Origin of the sequence: Paenibacillus sp. FSL R5-0928 (assembly GCF_037970385.1) — a bacterium.
Lineage (GTDB): Bacteria > Bacillota > Bacilli > Paenibacillales > Paenibacillaceae > Paenibacillus_AQ > Paenibacillus_AQ odorifer.
This window is the reverse complement of the sequence record NZ_CP150225.1, coordinates 4,023,514-4,039,199: the sequence shown is the minus strand read 5'-3', so window position 1 is coordinate 4,039,199 and position 15,686 is coordinate 4,023,514. Positions and strand designations below refer to the sequence as shown.

Genomic DNA, 15,686 nt, shown 5'->3' with positions numbered 1-15,686 from the left:
CTTATGATAACATAAAGATTGCTAGTTTAATATACATTTATATGTAATACAGGAAGGATACAATAATGTGAATGAGAAAGAACGAACGGATTTAACGGATTTAACGGAATTTTTATTTCCAGATCGGGTAACCGACCAAGTAGTATTAAATGAATTGTTAAATACTGCGCCTACAGCAGAAAGGATAGGTAGATTCAAATATAGAGAGAAGGAGAAAACTAAAGATCTGTGTTTGCAAATACATAAGGATAAAATACTAGCCTACTGCAATAATACACCGGACTCTCCTCCGTGTGTGCTGAAGAGCAGAGATGAAACAGAGAGCTTTTGTCTCGAGTTGTTCGAATGTGAGAGAGCGATGGAGCCCTTTGCTCACGGGATTCCGGCGTTGCTAATGTCAAAAAAAAGGTTTGAGGAGCTGAAAAAAGGCTCGGATTCCTCTACGGTTCACAGACTCTCAGAGTGTTTAGCTGCAGAGACAGGGGATGACGTCCATTCCAACCATCTTGCACGAGTGATGAAATGCTTCGACGCAGAGGGAGAATTACGACTTTGCATTTCTAGTGATAATGGCTGGAAGTTTCAGTATGCTAGCTTCATAAGCGATCATTCAAGTGGCTGGTTGCTGCGAATGAGCAGCGATCCTTCCCAAGACTGGATTGTAGCTCTTCCTATATCGAAAGCACAATTATGTAGTTCAGTGGCAGAGTGGGTATTAGATTCCTCCTCTTTTCCTACTTCACAATAACCGTTGAATAGGGAGGAAGAGTAAGCTGATCTGAATTTAAGGTCACTTTGTCAGCAGTTGTCTTTTGGATCTTGGTGTAAGAGATACCTTCGACATTTGGATGAAGCGTAATGATTTGTTCATCTCCAGTTAGGTTATGAACAACGAGGACTTGATCCTTTGTTGTTATACGTTCGTAGGCCATTACCCCTACATTGCCAGAAGTGTAGTCTCGAATTCCGCCATCACGGAGCGCAGGGACTTCGTTTCTTAACGCAATGAGTTCGCGGTATCTTTTAAGCAGTGAGCTGCTGTCGTTAGTCTGGCTTTCGACATTAATGCTAACATCATCAGCGTTATTGCTGCCGACCTCCCAAGTAGTCTGCCCCTCACCCTGATCCGCTGTCATCCATCTCATGGGCTCACGAATTCCTTCATCTGGTTTTACACCAAGCATTCCTATTTCTTCACCATAATAAATAAAAGGATTTCCAGGCAAGGTTAACAGCAGGGCTGCTGCCATTTTTGCATGATCCAGATTGCCGTCTAATTGACTCATGACTCTGTTTTGATCATGATTTGTCAAAAAAATCGCATCGGTAAAATGGCTCTCAGATATTTTGGAGTACAGATTATACGTACGTTCCAGCGTAAAGGCAGTCCCGCTGTCTTTTTCAGTTTTCACGGAATTAATAAGAGTCTCTGCTAAACCAAAGTTAAAGCTGGAGTCAAAGGCTTGATCCAAATAAGCCCCTACGGTGACTGCAGAATTCTCCCATACTTCACCAACAATATAAGCTTGAGGATTCACTTCATTCATCGCTTTGCGGAAATCCTGCCACCAAAATACATTTTTATGGGTTGTGGCTTGGCTTTTGTCGGTTAGAAGGTCTTCGTAAATATGTTTAGCAGCGTCTAAACGGAATCCATCAACCCCTTGTTCCAGCCAAAACTTGCCGATATCCTTCATTTCATTACGAACTTCCGTATGATCAAAATTTAGATCAGGCATGCCTTCCCAAAAGCCACCTAGATAATGACTACCCAGTAAAGAGTGCCATGCATTGCCACTACCAGCGGCACTGGCTCCATTCGCAGGACGTCCTTGATCTTCAGCCCATATGTACCAGTCGCGATATTTGCTGTCCTTATTTTTAGCGGAATCTACGAACCAAGGATGTTCTTTGGAGGTGTGATTCACGACCAAATCCATAATTACTTTAATCCCACGTTTATGCGCCTCCGTAACGAGCTCCTGTAAATCCTCAATCGTCCCATAATCTGGATTGATTGCACGATAATCAGTCACATCGTAACCATGATAGCTTGGTGAAGGGTTGATAGGCATAAGCCAAATCCCACCGATCCCCAGATCGTCTGTGGTGTCAGGATTTCCGTCATTTAAGTAATCTAATTTTTTGGTAATCCCTTTGAGGTCACCGATGCCATCCCCGTCAGAGTCATAGAATGAACGAACAAAAATCTCATAATAAACCGTTGAGGGTTGTTCGTCAGTAGTTATCGTTTTTGCAGCGGGAGGTGTTGTAGTATCCAGAACAGTATTTGCTTTTGGCGATGGAAAAGGGGAGGCAGAGGAAGAAATATTGTTATTATTTCCTGAACACCCGGAGAGCAGAAAGGCAGTTAAGCTAAGACCCAAAAGTCCGTTTATTGTGTGTTTTTTGGTGATAGGTGTTGCTCGTTTATCCATATAAAATAACCCCTTCTGCTGCAATTTTCCTATAAAGGAAATGGTAAGCGCTTTAATTCTTATAGTACTGTAATCAAATCCTCAGGTAAAACGTTTGCACAGATATAAAAACAGCAAATCCAGTGATATTTATCCATAAATTCAATAAAAACTGCTGATATCATGGATATTCTTTTAATTCCCCACGATATTCGGGATTTTAACCTTTCAGTAGGCATGTGCATATGCTTTAAGCAAGGGCGAAGGACCCGGTAAGAAAGGAGAATGAAGAATGAAGATTCGGAAAAAGCTGTCATTGTCGCTCATGATCATTACTTTATGCTTTTCAGTACTTGCCGGTTGCGGCGGAAAGTCAGAGACGGTAAAGGTGAAGATTGGGGAGGTTACCCGCTCTGTCTTTTATGCACCCGAGTATGTTGCCTTGACTCAAGGTTTCTTCAAAGATGAAGGGCTGGATGTAGAACTGCAGACGATTCCCGGTGGCGATAAAACGATGACCGCATTGCTTTCAGGTGCTATTGATGTGGCGTTGGTTGGTTCAGAAACCTCCATTTACGTGTATCAGCAGGGCTCGGATGATCCGGTCATTAATTTTGCACAGCTGACTCAAAGGGATGGAACTTTCCTGTTCGCCCGGAAGGCTGATGGAGATTTTAATTGGGATAAAGTGAAGGGCTCTACTTTCCTTGGTCAAAGAAAAGGCGGAATGCCACAAATGGCAGGCGCGTTTACTTTATCTAAAAAAGGAATTGATCCTGCGAAGGATATTACCTTGATCCAAAATATCGATTTTGCTAATATTGCCGGTGCATTTGCTTCAGGTACTGGTGATTATGTGCAGCTGTTTGAGCCGCAGGCCTCTATCTTCGAACGAGAAGACCGGGGAGCTGTAGTGGCATCGTTTGGGGTAGAGAGCGGTTATTTACCTTACACAGTATTTATGTCAAAGAACAGCTATATAAGCAAAAATGGGGACACCGTGCAAAAGTTCACTAATGCCATCCAGCGTGCTCAGCTTTGGGTGAAGGAACATAGTCCTGAAGAAATTACGGATGCCATAATAACTTATTTTGATAAAACGGATCGTGACATTGTGATTTCTGCTGTAAAACGTTACAAGGAGCAAGACACCTACGCCATTAATCCGGTTGTTGATAATGAGGAATGGAATAATCTACTAGATGTTATGGATAACGCAGGTGAACTTAAAGAACGTGTTCCAGCAGAAAAAATCGTGAACAATACTTTTGCTGAAAAAGCTGAAAAGACCATAAAGAGCAGTGGCTCTAAATAAGAGAGATAAGATCCTAAAAGGATTTTGTTAACTATAAGGAGGGGATGACCTTGCTTCCAGTAGTGCAATTAAAGGGAGTAACGCATGCCTATCTCGGCGATCGGGAAGCTTCACTGGCCGTTGAGGATCTAAATCTTAATGTCGAGCAGGGAGAGTTCGTCAGCTTAGTAGGCCCAAGTGGCTGTGGCAAGACGACTCTCCTATCGATTATTGCCGGACTGCTGCAGCCCTCTGAGGGTGAAGTATTCGTAAATGGCCAACCCATTCTAGGCCCTTCACCTGAGGTTGGATATATGCTGCAGCAGGATTATCTTTTTCCTTGGCGGAGTATTCTTGACAATGCCGTGCTTGGACTGGAGCTGACCGGAAGCTTAAACGAGGAAAGTCATAAACGGACTTTGGAGCTGCTGTGCGAGATGGGATTAGAAGGGAAAGAACAGGCCTATCCTTCTCAGCTATCCGGAGGGATGCGGCAACGGGTGGCTCTTGTACGAACATTAGCTACCAATCCAGGACTGCTGCTGCTAGACGAGCCGTTCTCGGCACTTGATTATCAGATCAAACTTCAGCTGGAGGATTTAGTCTCAGAGACCTTACGCAGCCGGGGAACCACGGCTATTTTGGTCACGCATGATCTGTCAGAAGCGATTGCGGTCAGCAGTAGGGTTATTTTATTGCAGCGAAATCCAGGGAAGATTCGTAAAGTGTTTCCTGTTCCGGAGCTAATCCGCTCAGCCCCACCGCTGTATGCGCGTGATCAGCCAGGGTTTGCGGAGCTTTTTCATGAAGTATGGACAGAGATGGAGATCGCAGGGAGGGAAAGCTAATGAAACGAACAGAGCAAGCGGGAGTTTTAGCTTCCCGTGAACTGTGGCTGCAGCAAATGCATGTGGATTTCAAAAAAAGAAAGCAGCGCCGGCGTAATCAGGTAATCGCTGTAAGAAGCAGTCTGTTGCTGCTGTTCTTTGTGTTGTGGGAAGCGGGAGCAAGAATGGGCTGGATTGATGAGTTATTGTTCAGCTACCCGACAAAAATCTTCAAGCAGATTTGGCAGGATATGATCAGTGGAAGCTTGTGGCCTCATTTGGGGATGACGGCAGGAGAGACTGCGGTAGGGTTTGTTCTGGGAACCTTGTTAGGAACGCTGCTGGCAGTGATTATTTGGTGGTCTCCGTTTTTATCAGCGGTGCTTGATCCGTTTATGGTTGTCTTTAACAGTATGCCGAAGGTGGCCTTGGGGCCGATTTTTATCGTAATGTTCGGGGCGGGTTTCACCGCTATCGTTGTAACAACCTTATCGATTACGGTGATCATTACTACACTTGTTGTTTACAATAGCTTTTGTAGTGTGGATCCTAATCTTGTGAAGGTGGTTCGTTCTTTTGGAGCTTCTAAAGTTCAGGTGTTTTTTAAAGTGATTCTTCCGGCATCTTTTCCAACGGTTGTCTCTACCCTAAAGGTGAATGTGGGTATGTCATGGGTCGGGGTTATCGTGGGAGAGTTTCTAGTAGCAAAATCCGGTCTTGGGTACCTGATCATATATGGATTCCAGGTGTTTAATTTCACGCTTGTGATGTCCAGTCTGCTGATTATCGCAGCCGTAGCAACGGCAATGTATCAACTGGTAGTGTATCTGGAGAAGCGCTTGTTATACCGGCGGTAAGTCTAATGTAACGTTGTGTCCGTACACAAAATCTTGTAACATGTCTATATCTTTACCTATTAACGGTTAGTGCTTTTAAGGAGAGATAGGGTTATGGGATTTCGTGTGATTAAAACAGCTGCTGCGACGTTAATGTCCGTTCTTCTCGCGTCTGCAGTAGGCATACCCAATGCACAAAGTGCAGGGCTTTTAGCCATTTTGGGTGTGGAGGTTACCTTGAAAAGGAGTTTCCGGACGATAACGGCGCGTTTTTTGGCCTCGCTCGTGGGACTCTTTTTTGGGTGTATTTTATTTTGGATATTAGGATTTCATTACTGGGTGCTTGGACTATACGTTCTGGTTGGCTTTCCGATGATTGTGAAGTCCGGCTACAAGGAAGGGATTGTCACTAGCTCTGTTATTGTGTTTCGTGTTTTTGGACAAGCTGAGTTATCGCTTCATGTGTTGTTGCAGCAAGTAGAGCTTCTGGCCATAGGTCTCGGTTCAGCGGGGGTGGTTAACTTGATTTACATGCCACAGACCGGGGGAGTTATTTATGGAATCCGCAAGGAAGTGGATAGATACTTTTCAGTTATTTTTACTCAGATGGCCCGTACTTTGCGTGAACCTGCGTATATGTGGGATGGCAAAGAATTAATTGATGCGGATAATGCAGTGCAGCGGGGACTGACTGCCGCTACTCGTGAGATGGAGAATCATGTGATTCATCCTGATGAAGCTTGGAATGTCTATTTCTATATGCGTAAGGAGCAGCTGGAATCGATTCAAAGCATGATGCAGCTGATTTCTCAAGTATATCGCCATTTACCGCATGGAGAGATGGTAGCTGAATTGTTCGACCAGCTTAGCGGAGATGTTTTGGCTGAAGAATATACAGGCCGCACGGAACATTTGCTGGAAGAGCTTGAACAAGAATTTGAAAGCATGGATTTGCCGGAGACACGTGAGGAATTCGAAGTGCGATCAGCGATTCTGCAGCTTTGCAGAGAATTGGCACTTTATTTGAAAATTGCGAAACGCCATAAAATACCGGTCAGCTATAAGCCTGAGAAACGTTTGCTCACCCGGAAAAAAGCTTAAAATTAGGCTTTAATAAAGTGAAGTATTAACATTCGCCCCTGAAATCACGATAAAATATGTATGAACTAAAAGTTGATCTCCGAAAGGGATTAACAATTATAGGGTGAGTTCAAATTCAAGCAGGAAATTCATATACGAATTTTCCGCATTGGCAGGTGAGGCGTATGGACAAAGATATGGAATCATTTATCGGAAAACAACTTGTAGCTAACCTCTTTAATGACAAAGGAGTATTTGTTTTACCCGCATTGACTTTATTGAGTGCTGAACATATTAGATTAATTCGACAACATAAGATCACTCTGGAATCTCATGACGTCGTCCAGCTGGATAGCGCGGAATTTTTCCAGCTTGCAATTGATGATTGTACAGCTGCGATTGAGAATATTTTTGAACAGATTCGTCATAACAAAAATAAAAGAATTCCTATGCTGGAAGTTAGAAATGAAGTGATTCCGTTTATCCAGCAGGTAAGCGAAAAGAATGACTTCTACGGAGTATTGGCTGCTTTGCAGACCAAAGATGATTATACATACAGACATAATGTAGCCGTGGGCATAATATCTACCTTGCTAGGCAAATGGCTGAAGCTAAAGTCTGAGGATTTGAGCATGTTGACCATTGCAGCGACTCTTCATGATATCGGCAAAATGAGAATCCCGGATGACATATTAACCAAGCCCGGTCCATTATCCGACGAAGAGTTTCAGCTGATGAAAAAGCATACGACCTTTGGGTATGAGATGATCAGGGATACGGTAGGCACAAACCATACCCAAGCGCTAGTAGCCTTACAGCATCATGAAAGAATGGACGGCAGTGGTTATCCATTTGGTGTGCTTGGGAACCGGATTACTGATTTCAGTAAAATCGTTGCTGTGGCTGATGTGTTTCACGCGATGACCTCCGACCGTTTTTATCGCAAAGCGGCTCCTTTATACGAAGTATTACTGCAAATGGAGGAGAGTGTGTTCGGTAAGCTCGACCCTTATATTTGCAGAGTGTTTATTAATAAGTTAATGCAGTCAATGCTAGGGAACGAAGTGGAATTGACAGATGGGCGAAAAGGAAAAATTGTTATGATTCTTGCTACAGACCCTTTGCGGCCACTGGTGAATATTGATGAGGATTTTATTGACTTAAGCAAACATAGATCGCTTGGAATTGTGCGGGTAATCCCGCAATAGCTGGTGTTTTAAGGTTTTTTGAGGGGTCAGGAATGGCTCTGGAACAGGTTGGACCATTTTTGGAATCTACTCATATATGTACAAATTTTGAAATAAAATGAACTATGAGTCTCCTGAAAAAGCCTTCTTGAGGGCTTACTCAAATTTATTTATAGTCTAACAATCAACAAATGCCTAGAACCTGCATACACTTGATAGTGAATGATTGTATGGAGGAGGTTCAAAGATGTCATTAAGCCATAAACGTCAAACAAGGGAGATCATTACGAAGGCAATTTGCGGCAAAGGTCGTAAGTTCTCTACAGCAACCCATACCGTGACTCCGCCACATCATCCGACTAGTATTTTGGGGGCTTGGATTATCAACCACCAATACGAAGCGGTTGCCGCCGGGAACGGAATCGAAGTAATTGGTACTTATGATGTAAACATCTGGTACTCGTACGACAAGAACAAGCAGACCGAGGTAGCAAAGGAAACAGTCTCTTATGTGGAGCTCATCCCGCTTTCCTACCTGGACACGAGACACCGCACTTCAACAGTTGAGGTCTCTGCGGAGGCAACGCAGGAACCCAACTGTGTAGAAGCGGGCGTATCGCCAGGCGGAGGCAGTGTGACACTTCGCGTAGAGCGCGAATTCGAAGTGGAGTTGGTGGCTGAGACCAAAGTCCGTGTGTATGTCACTGAGCAAAGTGATGATCCAGAAGACAAGGATTATGATTTTGAAGGTGATAGCTTCGATTACGATGATCTGGACCCTGACAATCTGGATGATGAGCTGTAAGGAAGGATACGCCGCCGTTAACTGAGTATCAATGGGTTATGGTCCATTATATGTAGGGAGTGCGGCGGCGTAGAGGGCGAATGCCCTCCTTTTTTTTATTTATTTTTAGGATGAAAAAAGGTTCACGCTCGGATGGAGGCGCTAAAGAGTATGAATGAAGGTCTTAAGGTGTATTCAGAATTGTCTGTGGCAGAGAGAGAGTCTAGATTGCTTAGAAGCGGAGTTGAAGCAACGCTGACGCCATCTGTAAAACGTTTTGTCGATACATATGCTTCACACGCTACTGAGAAGGGGCACAGGCAGTGTTATAAGATATTGGTTTATCATTTGACTGTGCTCCACATCTCTTTGCTTGGAGCGGGTCTTGGAATGCGTGTGGCCACCGATAATTATAGCGAAGCTGTGAGCTTTGCTAATGCCGAGAGCAATACCACGGGAGGCCGAGTGCGGGGAGAGCTTCGCGGGGTGATGAAATTGCTCCAGCGGATTGCTGTCCGCACGCTGTACAGCTTGGGGCTGGATAGCGGTGAGGTCCTGCTGAGGGCAATGGGGAACCGGAGGTATGTGGTGGAGGGAGTCACTCCACTAGTAAAGACCTCCGGGCAACGATTGCCCGAGCCTTATCGTTCCGCAGCGTTAGCGCTGGAACGAGAGCTGGCTCTGGAGCAGCCGGGCCGCAGCGGCTTGCTGATGGGTATGGACCCGGAGTTCATCATCCTCCGGGAATCCACCGGCCGCGTCGTGCCTGCGTCGCGGTACCTGCCCACGGACGGCGTCGCTGGCTGCGACGCCGGACCTCCGGGAACGCGCGGCGCGTTCCCGGTCGCCGAGCTGCGCCCTCAGCCGCGCGGGGAACCGCGCGCACTGCTGGCGCAGCTGATGTCCGCCGCGGCGCTGGCGGACCGGCTCATCGCCGACCGCTCGCTGCGCTGGCGGGCGGGAGGCATGCCGCTGACGGGCTGGGCCCTCGGCGGCCATCTGCACTTCAGCGGCGTGACGCTGACGGCGCCGCTGTTGCGCGCGCTCGATAACTATCTCGCGCTGCCCATGCTTCTGCTCGAAGACGTCCGCGCAGGGGCGCGTCGTCCCCGATACGGCGTGCTCGGCGATTTCCGGACTCAGCCGCATGGCGGTTTCGAGTACCGGACCTTGCCGAGCTTCCTGGTATCCCCGGTCATCGCTAAAGGCGCGGTCTATTTGGCTCATCTGATCGTGAGCCATTATGAGGACCTGACGCAACGCCCGCTAGACCGGGAAGACCTGCATATCGCCTACTACAGCGGCGATAAACCTCCGCTGCGCGCCGCAATCCCCCCATTGCTGGCGCAGCTGCGTTCCCTAGGCGGCTACGAGATTGCCGCCCCCTATATCGAGCCTTTATTCGAATATATTGCCGCTGAGCGGACGTGGGATGAGTCGCGTGATATACGTGAGTTATGGTGCAGCAAAGTAAAAATGTGATATTTTACTATTTGGTCTACATGTTAACGATGGTCCATGAACCGATATCTTGAAAGCCAAGTCGTTTATAAATAACTCCGGCATGTGGGTTGTCATAAAAGAGGCATAATGACTTTCCTTCATGAAGCAGGTCTGCACATAGCTGTGCCATTACGCGCGAAGCAAGGCCTTGCTCTCTGAATGCTTGATGTGTGGCAACCCCGACAATCATCGCTGACATGGAATTTTCCGCTGAAGTTGAAGCTGTGACAATGACCTTATCTTCCCGTTCCATATAATACGTGCGGCCGGTGTTGCTTTCCAGCGTTTTACGCAGGCTGGTTCTTGAACCATTCCGGCTGCTTTCAAATTCTTCAATGGTATCGGTGAGTGCGCAAATCGCTTCTACATCCTGAACTGTAGCTTTTTTGATAGGCTCAGCTGAAGAGAAGGACTCACTTATTTTATTGTTCATATCTTTTAATTCAGCAAAATACAGCTGTTTTACTTGTTTGAAATTAATTTCCCCGTCAAAAGCCTTCACCACCTCTGAGGCTCCGGAGATCATATGCATGTCATTATCCTTTCGGATAATCTCAGCGAACCCCTCGACATCAAAAGGGCCATCTGCATAAGGAAGGTAGCTTCTATAGAAGCGTAGCAGAACGGCTTTTATCCGCCCGTCAGCTGGATCAATCTCTCCCCACAAATCCATGTAATCCTGTTCAAACCCAAAATTCTCCACATCGCCAATGATAAATAAATTAAGCGCCGGCTCTTTCCGCAGCAACGCCATCAGCAGCTCTTGATCATCCTTCGTTAGCTTTCGTATCATATTGTATTCTCCTTTGATTTTCATATGGGCTGACGCTCTGTGCTAATATTTTACAATATTTAAAAGCAGAAGAATATACCTCCTGTAAGTGTTTGTCTGATAAGTATTCTAGTCTTTCGTTGTACTAATGTGAGGTTTCAGGGTAACTTTGTCCACCAATTTTCTGTTATAATGGGGGACAGCATTAAATAGGCATGGAGGTTGACCATGGCACAATATACGCCGATGATAGAGCAATATTTAAAGGTAAAGGAAGGGGCTAAGGATGCCTTCCTATTTTTTAGACTGGGCGATTTCTATGAAATGTTCTTTGAAGATGCCATTTTGGCTTCCAAGGAGCTTGAGATTACGTTGACAGGCCGCGAAGGCGGGGGCGAGGAGAAAATCCCTATGTGTGGAGTGCCTTACCACGCCGCCGAGGGATATATTCAACGCCTGATAGAAAAAGGATATAAAGTCGCCATTTGTGAGCAGTTAGAGGATGCTTCAGTCACGAAAGGCATGGTGAAGCGGGATATTGTACGCGTCGTGACACCAGGAACCGTGATGGATGGAAAAATCATTGCTGACAAGAGCAACAACTACCTCGTTTGCGTTACCGAAAGTGACGGAATGATGGCATTAGCTGCCTGCGATTTAACAACTGGTGAGCTATATGTTACTTCGGTATTATCTGGAGCCGAATGGCTGCGTGATGAGATTGGCATCTATGAACCGGCTGAGATCATCGGAGACGCTGCACTGTTGGAGATCCTGCGAAGCGAAACGCCGCTGTTAGCCAAACCTGTAGTTTACACCCCTTGGGAGAAACGCGAGGAGGAGCTGGCACGTCGTCAGTTCGGTGAAGCGGCATGGGTACGTCTAGAGAAGGAACGTGGACAATGTCTGGCGCTTCTGATCTCTTATCTGAATGAGACCCAGCGGCGTTCGTTAGGGCAGCTTAGTCAGATTTCTCCTTATGAACCAGGCAATTATATGATTCTAGATCCATTTACACGCCGGAACCTTGAACTAACCGAGACGGTTCGCGAACGCTCCAAAAAAGGATCCTTGCTCTGGCTGCTGGATCGAACGGAAACGTCGATGGGCGCCCGTCTGTTGCGCCGTAGAATTGATAAGCCGCTATTGCAGCGAGCTCCGATCGAACGGCGCCTAGAGGCTGTCGATTATTTGTACAATCAGTTTATCGTTCGCGAGGACCTGCGTTTAGCGCTTAAAGAAATTTATGATTTGGAGCGGTTGGTGGGTCGTATTGCTTTTGGCAGCGCCAATGGCCGTGATATGAATGCCCTGAAATTATCGCTGGCGCAAATTCCTGCATTGAAGGAATTATGTATGACCTCCGGTTCAGCTACTTTACGAGAGATCGGTGCAAGCATGGATGAATGCGCCGAGCTGCGAGAGGACATTGACCGTGCAATCGTCGAGGATGCCCCGGTGTCTGTGCGCGACGGTGGAATTATCCGTTCCGGTTATCATGAACGTTTGGACGAGCTTAGGGAAGCTAGCAGTAACGGTAAACGTTGGATCGCTGAACTGGAGGCTAAGGAAAGACAGGCCACTGGCATTAAGTCACTGAAGATCGGCTATAACAAAATCTTCGGTTATTTCATAGAGATCACCAAATCCAATCTGGCTGCATTGCCGGAAGGACGTTATGAACGCAAACAGACGCTTGCTAACGCAGAGCGTTTTGTCACACCTGAGCTTAAAGAGAAGGAAGCACTTATTCTTGAAGCTCAGGATAAAATGACGGATTTGGAATACAGCCTCTTTACCGAGCTGCGTGATCGCATCAGCGGGCAAATCCCCCGCCTGCAAAATCTTGCAGAAAAGGTTGCCGAGATTGATGTGTATCAATGCTTGGCGGCAGTTAGTGCCGAACATCGTTTTGTGAAGCCAGTCCTTTCGGATGGTTATGATCTTCGGCTTGAAGGGGGCCGTCATCCTGTTGTGGAGGCGGTGCTTAAAGATTCCGCGTTTATTGCAAATGGAAGCACGCTGAGTAAGGAAGAAGGTAACATTCTTCTAATTACAGGTCCTAATATGGCGGGCAAAAGCACCTACATGCGTCAGGTGGCGCTGATCTGCATCATGGCTCAGATTGGATGTTTTGTTCCAGCAAACAGTGCTGAAGTTCCGCTTATAGACCGGATCTTTACTCGTATTGGAGCAGCTGATGATTTGATCGGTGGTCAAAGTACATTTATGGTGGAAATGGCTGACATCCAGGTTATGACAGAGAAAGCAACAGCTCGCAGCTTGATTATTATTGATGAGCTGGGAAGAGGTACCTCGACCAGTGAAGGTATGGCCATCGCTCAGGCGGTTATTGAATATGTACATGATGTTATTTCTTGCAAAGCTCTAGTTTCGACGCATTTTCATGAATTGGCTCATTTGGAAGGGAGTCTTAAAGGACTGCGGAATTACTCTATGGCTGTTCAAGAGAGCGGCGATAAAGTAAACTTCCTGCGCAAGCTAGTTCCTGGAGCGGCTGACAGCAGCTATGGGATCTATTGTGCACGTCTTGCGGGTCTTCCTGAAGGGATTATTGACCGAGCTTATGGTCTCTTACAGAGCATTGAGCAGGCAGCCCATCCTGGTGGTACTGAACTTCATTACGGGGGAAGCCTCGAAAGACAGGCGGCTGTAAGAGAAGTTGCTAGCACATCTTCCGTGGCGCAAGCCGTAAGTGTCATCACTGAGGCACCTGTAGAAAATGAGGTTGTTCAGTTGTCTATCTTTGGTGAGGAAGAACCACGCAAGAACCGCAAAGGTAGTGCACATCAAGTAGCGGTAACTGAAATCCATGAGAATCCCGCGCTAAAAGAGTTCATTTCTTCTGTGCGTGACGCTGATCTTATGAATATGACGCCGCTGCAGGCGATGAGTCTGTTGAACGAGCTGAAGATGAAGGTTAAGGATCTGCAATAAAGATTTTATAATAATTGATTGCCTAAATAAGAGGTGAATGAAATGGCCAAAATTCATATATTGGACGAGCATATTGCCAACCAGATTGCTGCGGGTGAAGTAGTAGAGCGGCCAGCTTCTGTTGTAAAGGAGCTTGTCGAGAATGCGATTGACGCTGGCAGTACAAGAATTGAGGTATCGGTAGAAGAGGGGGGCTTGCAGAGCATCCGCGTTAAAGATAATGGCTCTGGGATTGATCCTGAAGATTGTGAGACCGCCTTTTACCGGCATGCTACAAGTAAAATTCTGAATGGCCGTGATCTATTTCAAATCACAAGCTTAGGCTTCCGCGGAGAGGCACTTCCCAGTATTGCCGCGGTATCCAAGGTATCGCTTCTAACTGCAACTGCCGATGACGGCAAAGGGCGCCTAGTAGACATTGAGGGTGGCAATCTCATACGAAATGAGGACGCTCCTTCCGGCCGGGGAAGTGATCTTGCCGTTCGTGAATTATTTTTTAATACGCCGGCAAGGCTGAAATATATGAAGAGTATTCAGACGGAGCTGGGCCATATTTCAGATGCCATGTACCGCATGGCGCTCGCTCATCCGGGGATCTCTTTTACCTTGCATCATAATGGCAATCAGCTGCTGCATACGCTCGGAAATGGTGATCTGCTGCAGGTCATCGCAGCTGTTTACGGAACCAATGCCGCCAAAGCAATGCTGCCGATTACGGCAGAAGACTTGGATTACCGGATTTCCGGATATATAAGTCGTCCAGAATGGACTCGTTCCAATCGAAATGCAATCACTACTATTGTCGGTGGCCGTTATATTCGCAGTAATGGTCTGAACGCAGCAATCATGCGCGCTTATCATACCTTGCTTCCGATTAACCGTTATCCGCTATTAGTTCTTGAACTGGATATGCACCCCTCTTTGGTAGATGTCAATGTACATCCAGCAAAACTGGAGGTTCGATTTAGTAAAGAGAATGAGCTTTACACCTTTGTTGAGCAGGAGATCCGCAAAATACTGCTGGGGCAAAGTCTGATTCCACGTCCAAGCAAGGAAACAATCGGACCCAAGGGCAGCAGCTCCTTTATCCAGGAGCAATTTGCTTTTTCCAAAGGGGCCGTTCCACTGTCATCTTCGACTGGCGATGTGAAGGATACAGCTCCCACGGGATCTGCCAACTTCTTAAGTGGACTACAGTCATCGAGCCTTGACCGTAATTCCCGTGATTTTAGCAAGGAAGGTCAGGCGGATCATCAGGTGGCTCGCGAGGTGGCTCCAGCTTACGGGTCAGGCTATCCGTCTTCATCTTCGCAGGGGCGCCAAACTAGTGCGAATACTAGTTATTCCAATAGCTATCGCCCGCAAGAAACCTCAATGTCGCAGAAGCAGCTCCCTTCGGTTGAGAAGCTATGGGCTCCACCACAACAAGAAGAGCCTGGACTTCCGGCCTTTCCTGAGCTTAATTATATAGGTCAGCATCATGGGACGTATATTATTGCTCAGAATGATGGAGGGCTTTATTTAATCGATCAGCATGCGGCACATGAACGAATTAATTACGAATACTTCTATGAGAAATTTGGTCGGCCGGAGGATGCCTCACAGGAGCTGCTACTGCCGATTACGCTGGAGTTCACGCCTTCTGAAAGTCGCCAGCTTAGTGAACGTCTACATTGGTTTCAGCAGGCCGGGGTATACCTTGAGCACTTTGGCGGACAAACCTTTCTCGTTCGTTCCTTGCCCTATTGGTTTCCTGAAGGGGATGAGAAGGCTGTCGTTGAAGAAATGGCGGAGTGGGTCTTAAGTGAGCGTATGATTGATCTTGCGAAGCTACGAGAAAAGTCATCGATTCTGTGTTCATGTAAAGCCTCGATTAAGGCCAACCATAAACTAACAGAACAGGAAGTGGAAGCTCTGTTATCCCGACTTGCAGAGTGCAAGCAACCGTATACTTGCCCACATGGACGGCCGATTGTGATCTCTTTTTCATCCTATGATTTAGAGAAATTGTTCAAGCGGGTTATGTAA

At 46.5% G+C, this 15,686-nt stretch carries 12 protein-coding genes; 10 read left to right on the top strand and 2 right to left on the bottom strand.

Translation table 11 applies throughout. From position 1 onward, the window contains the following. Positions 1–67: 67 nt before the first annotated feature. Positions 68–748 (top strand): hypothetical protein, encoded by a 681-nt coding sequence (locus tag MKZ16_RS18125; RefSeq protein ID WP_076098755.1) that lies wholly within the window; start codon positions 68–70, stop codon positions 746–748. Here the strand turns inward: MKZ16_RS18125 and MKZ16_RS18120 are convergent. Continuing rightward, a complete protein-coding gene (locus tag MKZ16_RS18120; RefSeq protein WP_076103962.1) occupies positions 735–2,438 on the bottom strand; it encodes an alpha-amylase family glycosyl hydrolase in 1,704 nt (567 codons plus the stop codon). The two genes, MKZ16_RS18125 and MKZ16_RS18120, sit on opposite strands and share 14 nt — an antisense overlap. A gap of 271 nt (positions 2,439–2,709) precedes the next feature. On the opposite strand from MKZ16_RS18120, the gene MKZ16_RS18115 reads away from it, so the two are divergent. The 7 genes from MKZ16_RS18115 to MKZ16_RS18085 all read left to right on the top strand — a co-directional run bounded on the left by MKZ16_RS18115 (position 2,710) and on the right by MKZ16_RS18085 (position 9,907). Then, complete coding sequence (locus MKZ16_RS18115; RefSeq protein WP_038571597.1) at positions 2,710–3,732, top strand: ABC transporter substrate-binding protein; 1,023 nt, start codon at positions 2,710–2,712, stop codon at positions 3,730–3,732. Positions 3,733–3,782: 50 nt separating this feature from the next. Further along, complete coding sequence (locus tag MKZ16_RS18110; RefSeq protein WP_076103961.1) at positions 3,783–4,559, top strand: ABC transporter ATP-binding protein; 777 nt, start codon at positions 3,783–3,785, stop codon at positions 4,557–4,559. Continuing rightward, a complete protein-coding gene (locus MKZ16_RS18105; RefSeq protein ID WP_076103960.1) occupies positions 4,559–5,395 on the top strand; it encodes an ABC transporter permease in 837 nt (278 codons plus the stop codon). Before MKZ16_RS18110 ends, MKZ16_RS18105 begins: the two co-directional genes overlap by 1 nt. Positions 5,396–5,488: 93 nt before the next feature. Continuing rightward, a complete protein-coding gene (locus MKZ16_RS18100) occupies positions 5,489–6,475 on the top strand; it encodes an aromatic acid exporter family protein (protein ID WP_036687757.1) in 987 nt (328 codons plus the stop codon). A gap of 164 nt (positions 6,476–6,639) precedes the next feature. Continuing rightward, the gene (locus MKZ16_RS18095) at positions 6,640–7,662 is read left to right on the top strand and encodes an HD-GYP domain-containing protein (protein ID WP_051491532.1); all 1,023 of its coding nucleotides are present in this window, start codon (positions 6,640–6,642) and stop codon (positions 7,660–7,662) included. 226 nt (positions 7,663–7,888) lie between these two features. Continuing rightward, positions 7,889–8,446 carry an outer spore coat protein CotE gene (locus MKZ16_RS18090; RefSeq protein ID WP_036687755.1) on the top strand — a complete coding sequence of 186 codons (558 nt, stop codon included), beginning with the start codon at positions 7,889–7,891 and terminating at the stop codon, positions 8,444–8,446. Positions 8,447–8,596: 150 nt separating this feature from the next. Beyond that, a complete protein-coding gene (locus tag MKZ16_RS18085; RefSeq protein WP_179089287.1) occupies positions 8,597–9,907 on the top strand; it encodes a hypothetical protein in 1,311 nt (436 codons plus the stop codon). A 16-nt stretch (positions 9,908–9,923) separates the two neighbouring features. Here MKZ16_RS18085 and MKZ16_RS18080 read toward each other — a convergent pair whose 3' ends face one another. Then, on the bottom strand, positions 9,924–10,721 hold the full coding sequence (locus MKZ16_RS18080; RefSeq protein ID WP_076103959.1) for a GNAT family N-acetyltransferase: 798 nt from the start codon (positions 10,719–10,721) through the stop codon (positions 9,924–9,926). A gap of 207 nt (positions 10,722–10,928) precedes the next feature. On the opposite strand from MKZ16_RS18080, the gene mutS reads away from it, so the two are divergent. Together mutS and mutL are read left to right on the top strand one after the other, a co-directional pair. Continuing rightward, positions 10,929–13,658, top strand: coding sequence for a DNA mismatch repair protein MutS (mutS, locus tag MKZ16_RS18075; RefSeq protein ID WP_036687747.1), 2,730 nt, complete (start codon positions 10,929–10,931; stop codon positions 13,656–13,658). A gap of 42 nt (positions 13,659–13,700) precedes the next feature. Continuing rightward, entirely contained in the window at positions 13,701–15,686 is a 1,986-nt protein-coding gene (gene mutL, locus MKZ16_RS18070; protein ID WP_076103958.1) for a DNA mismatch repair endonuclease MutL, read from the top strand.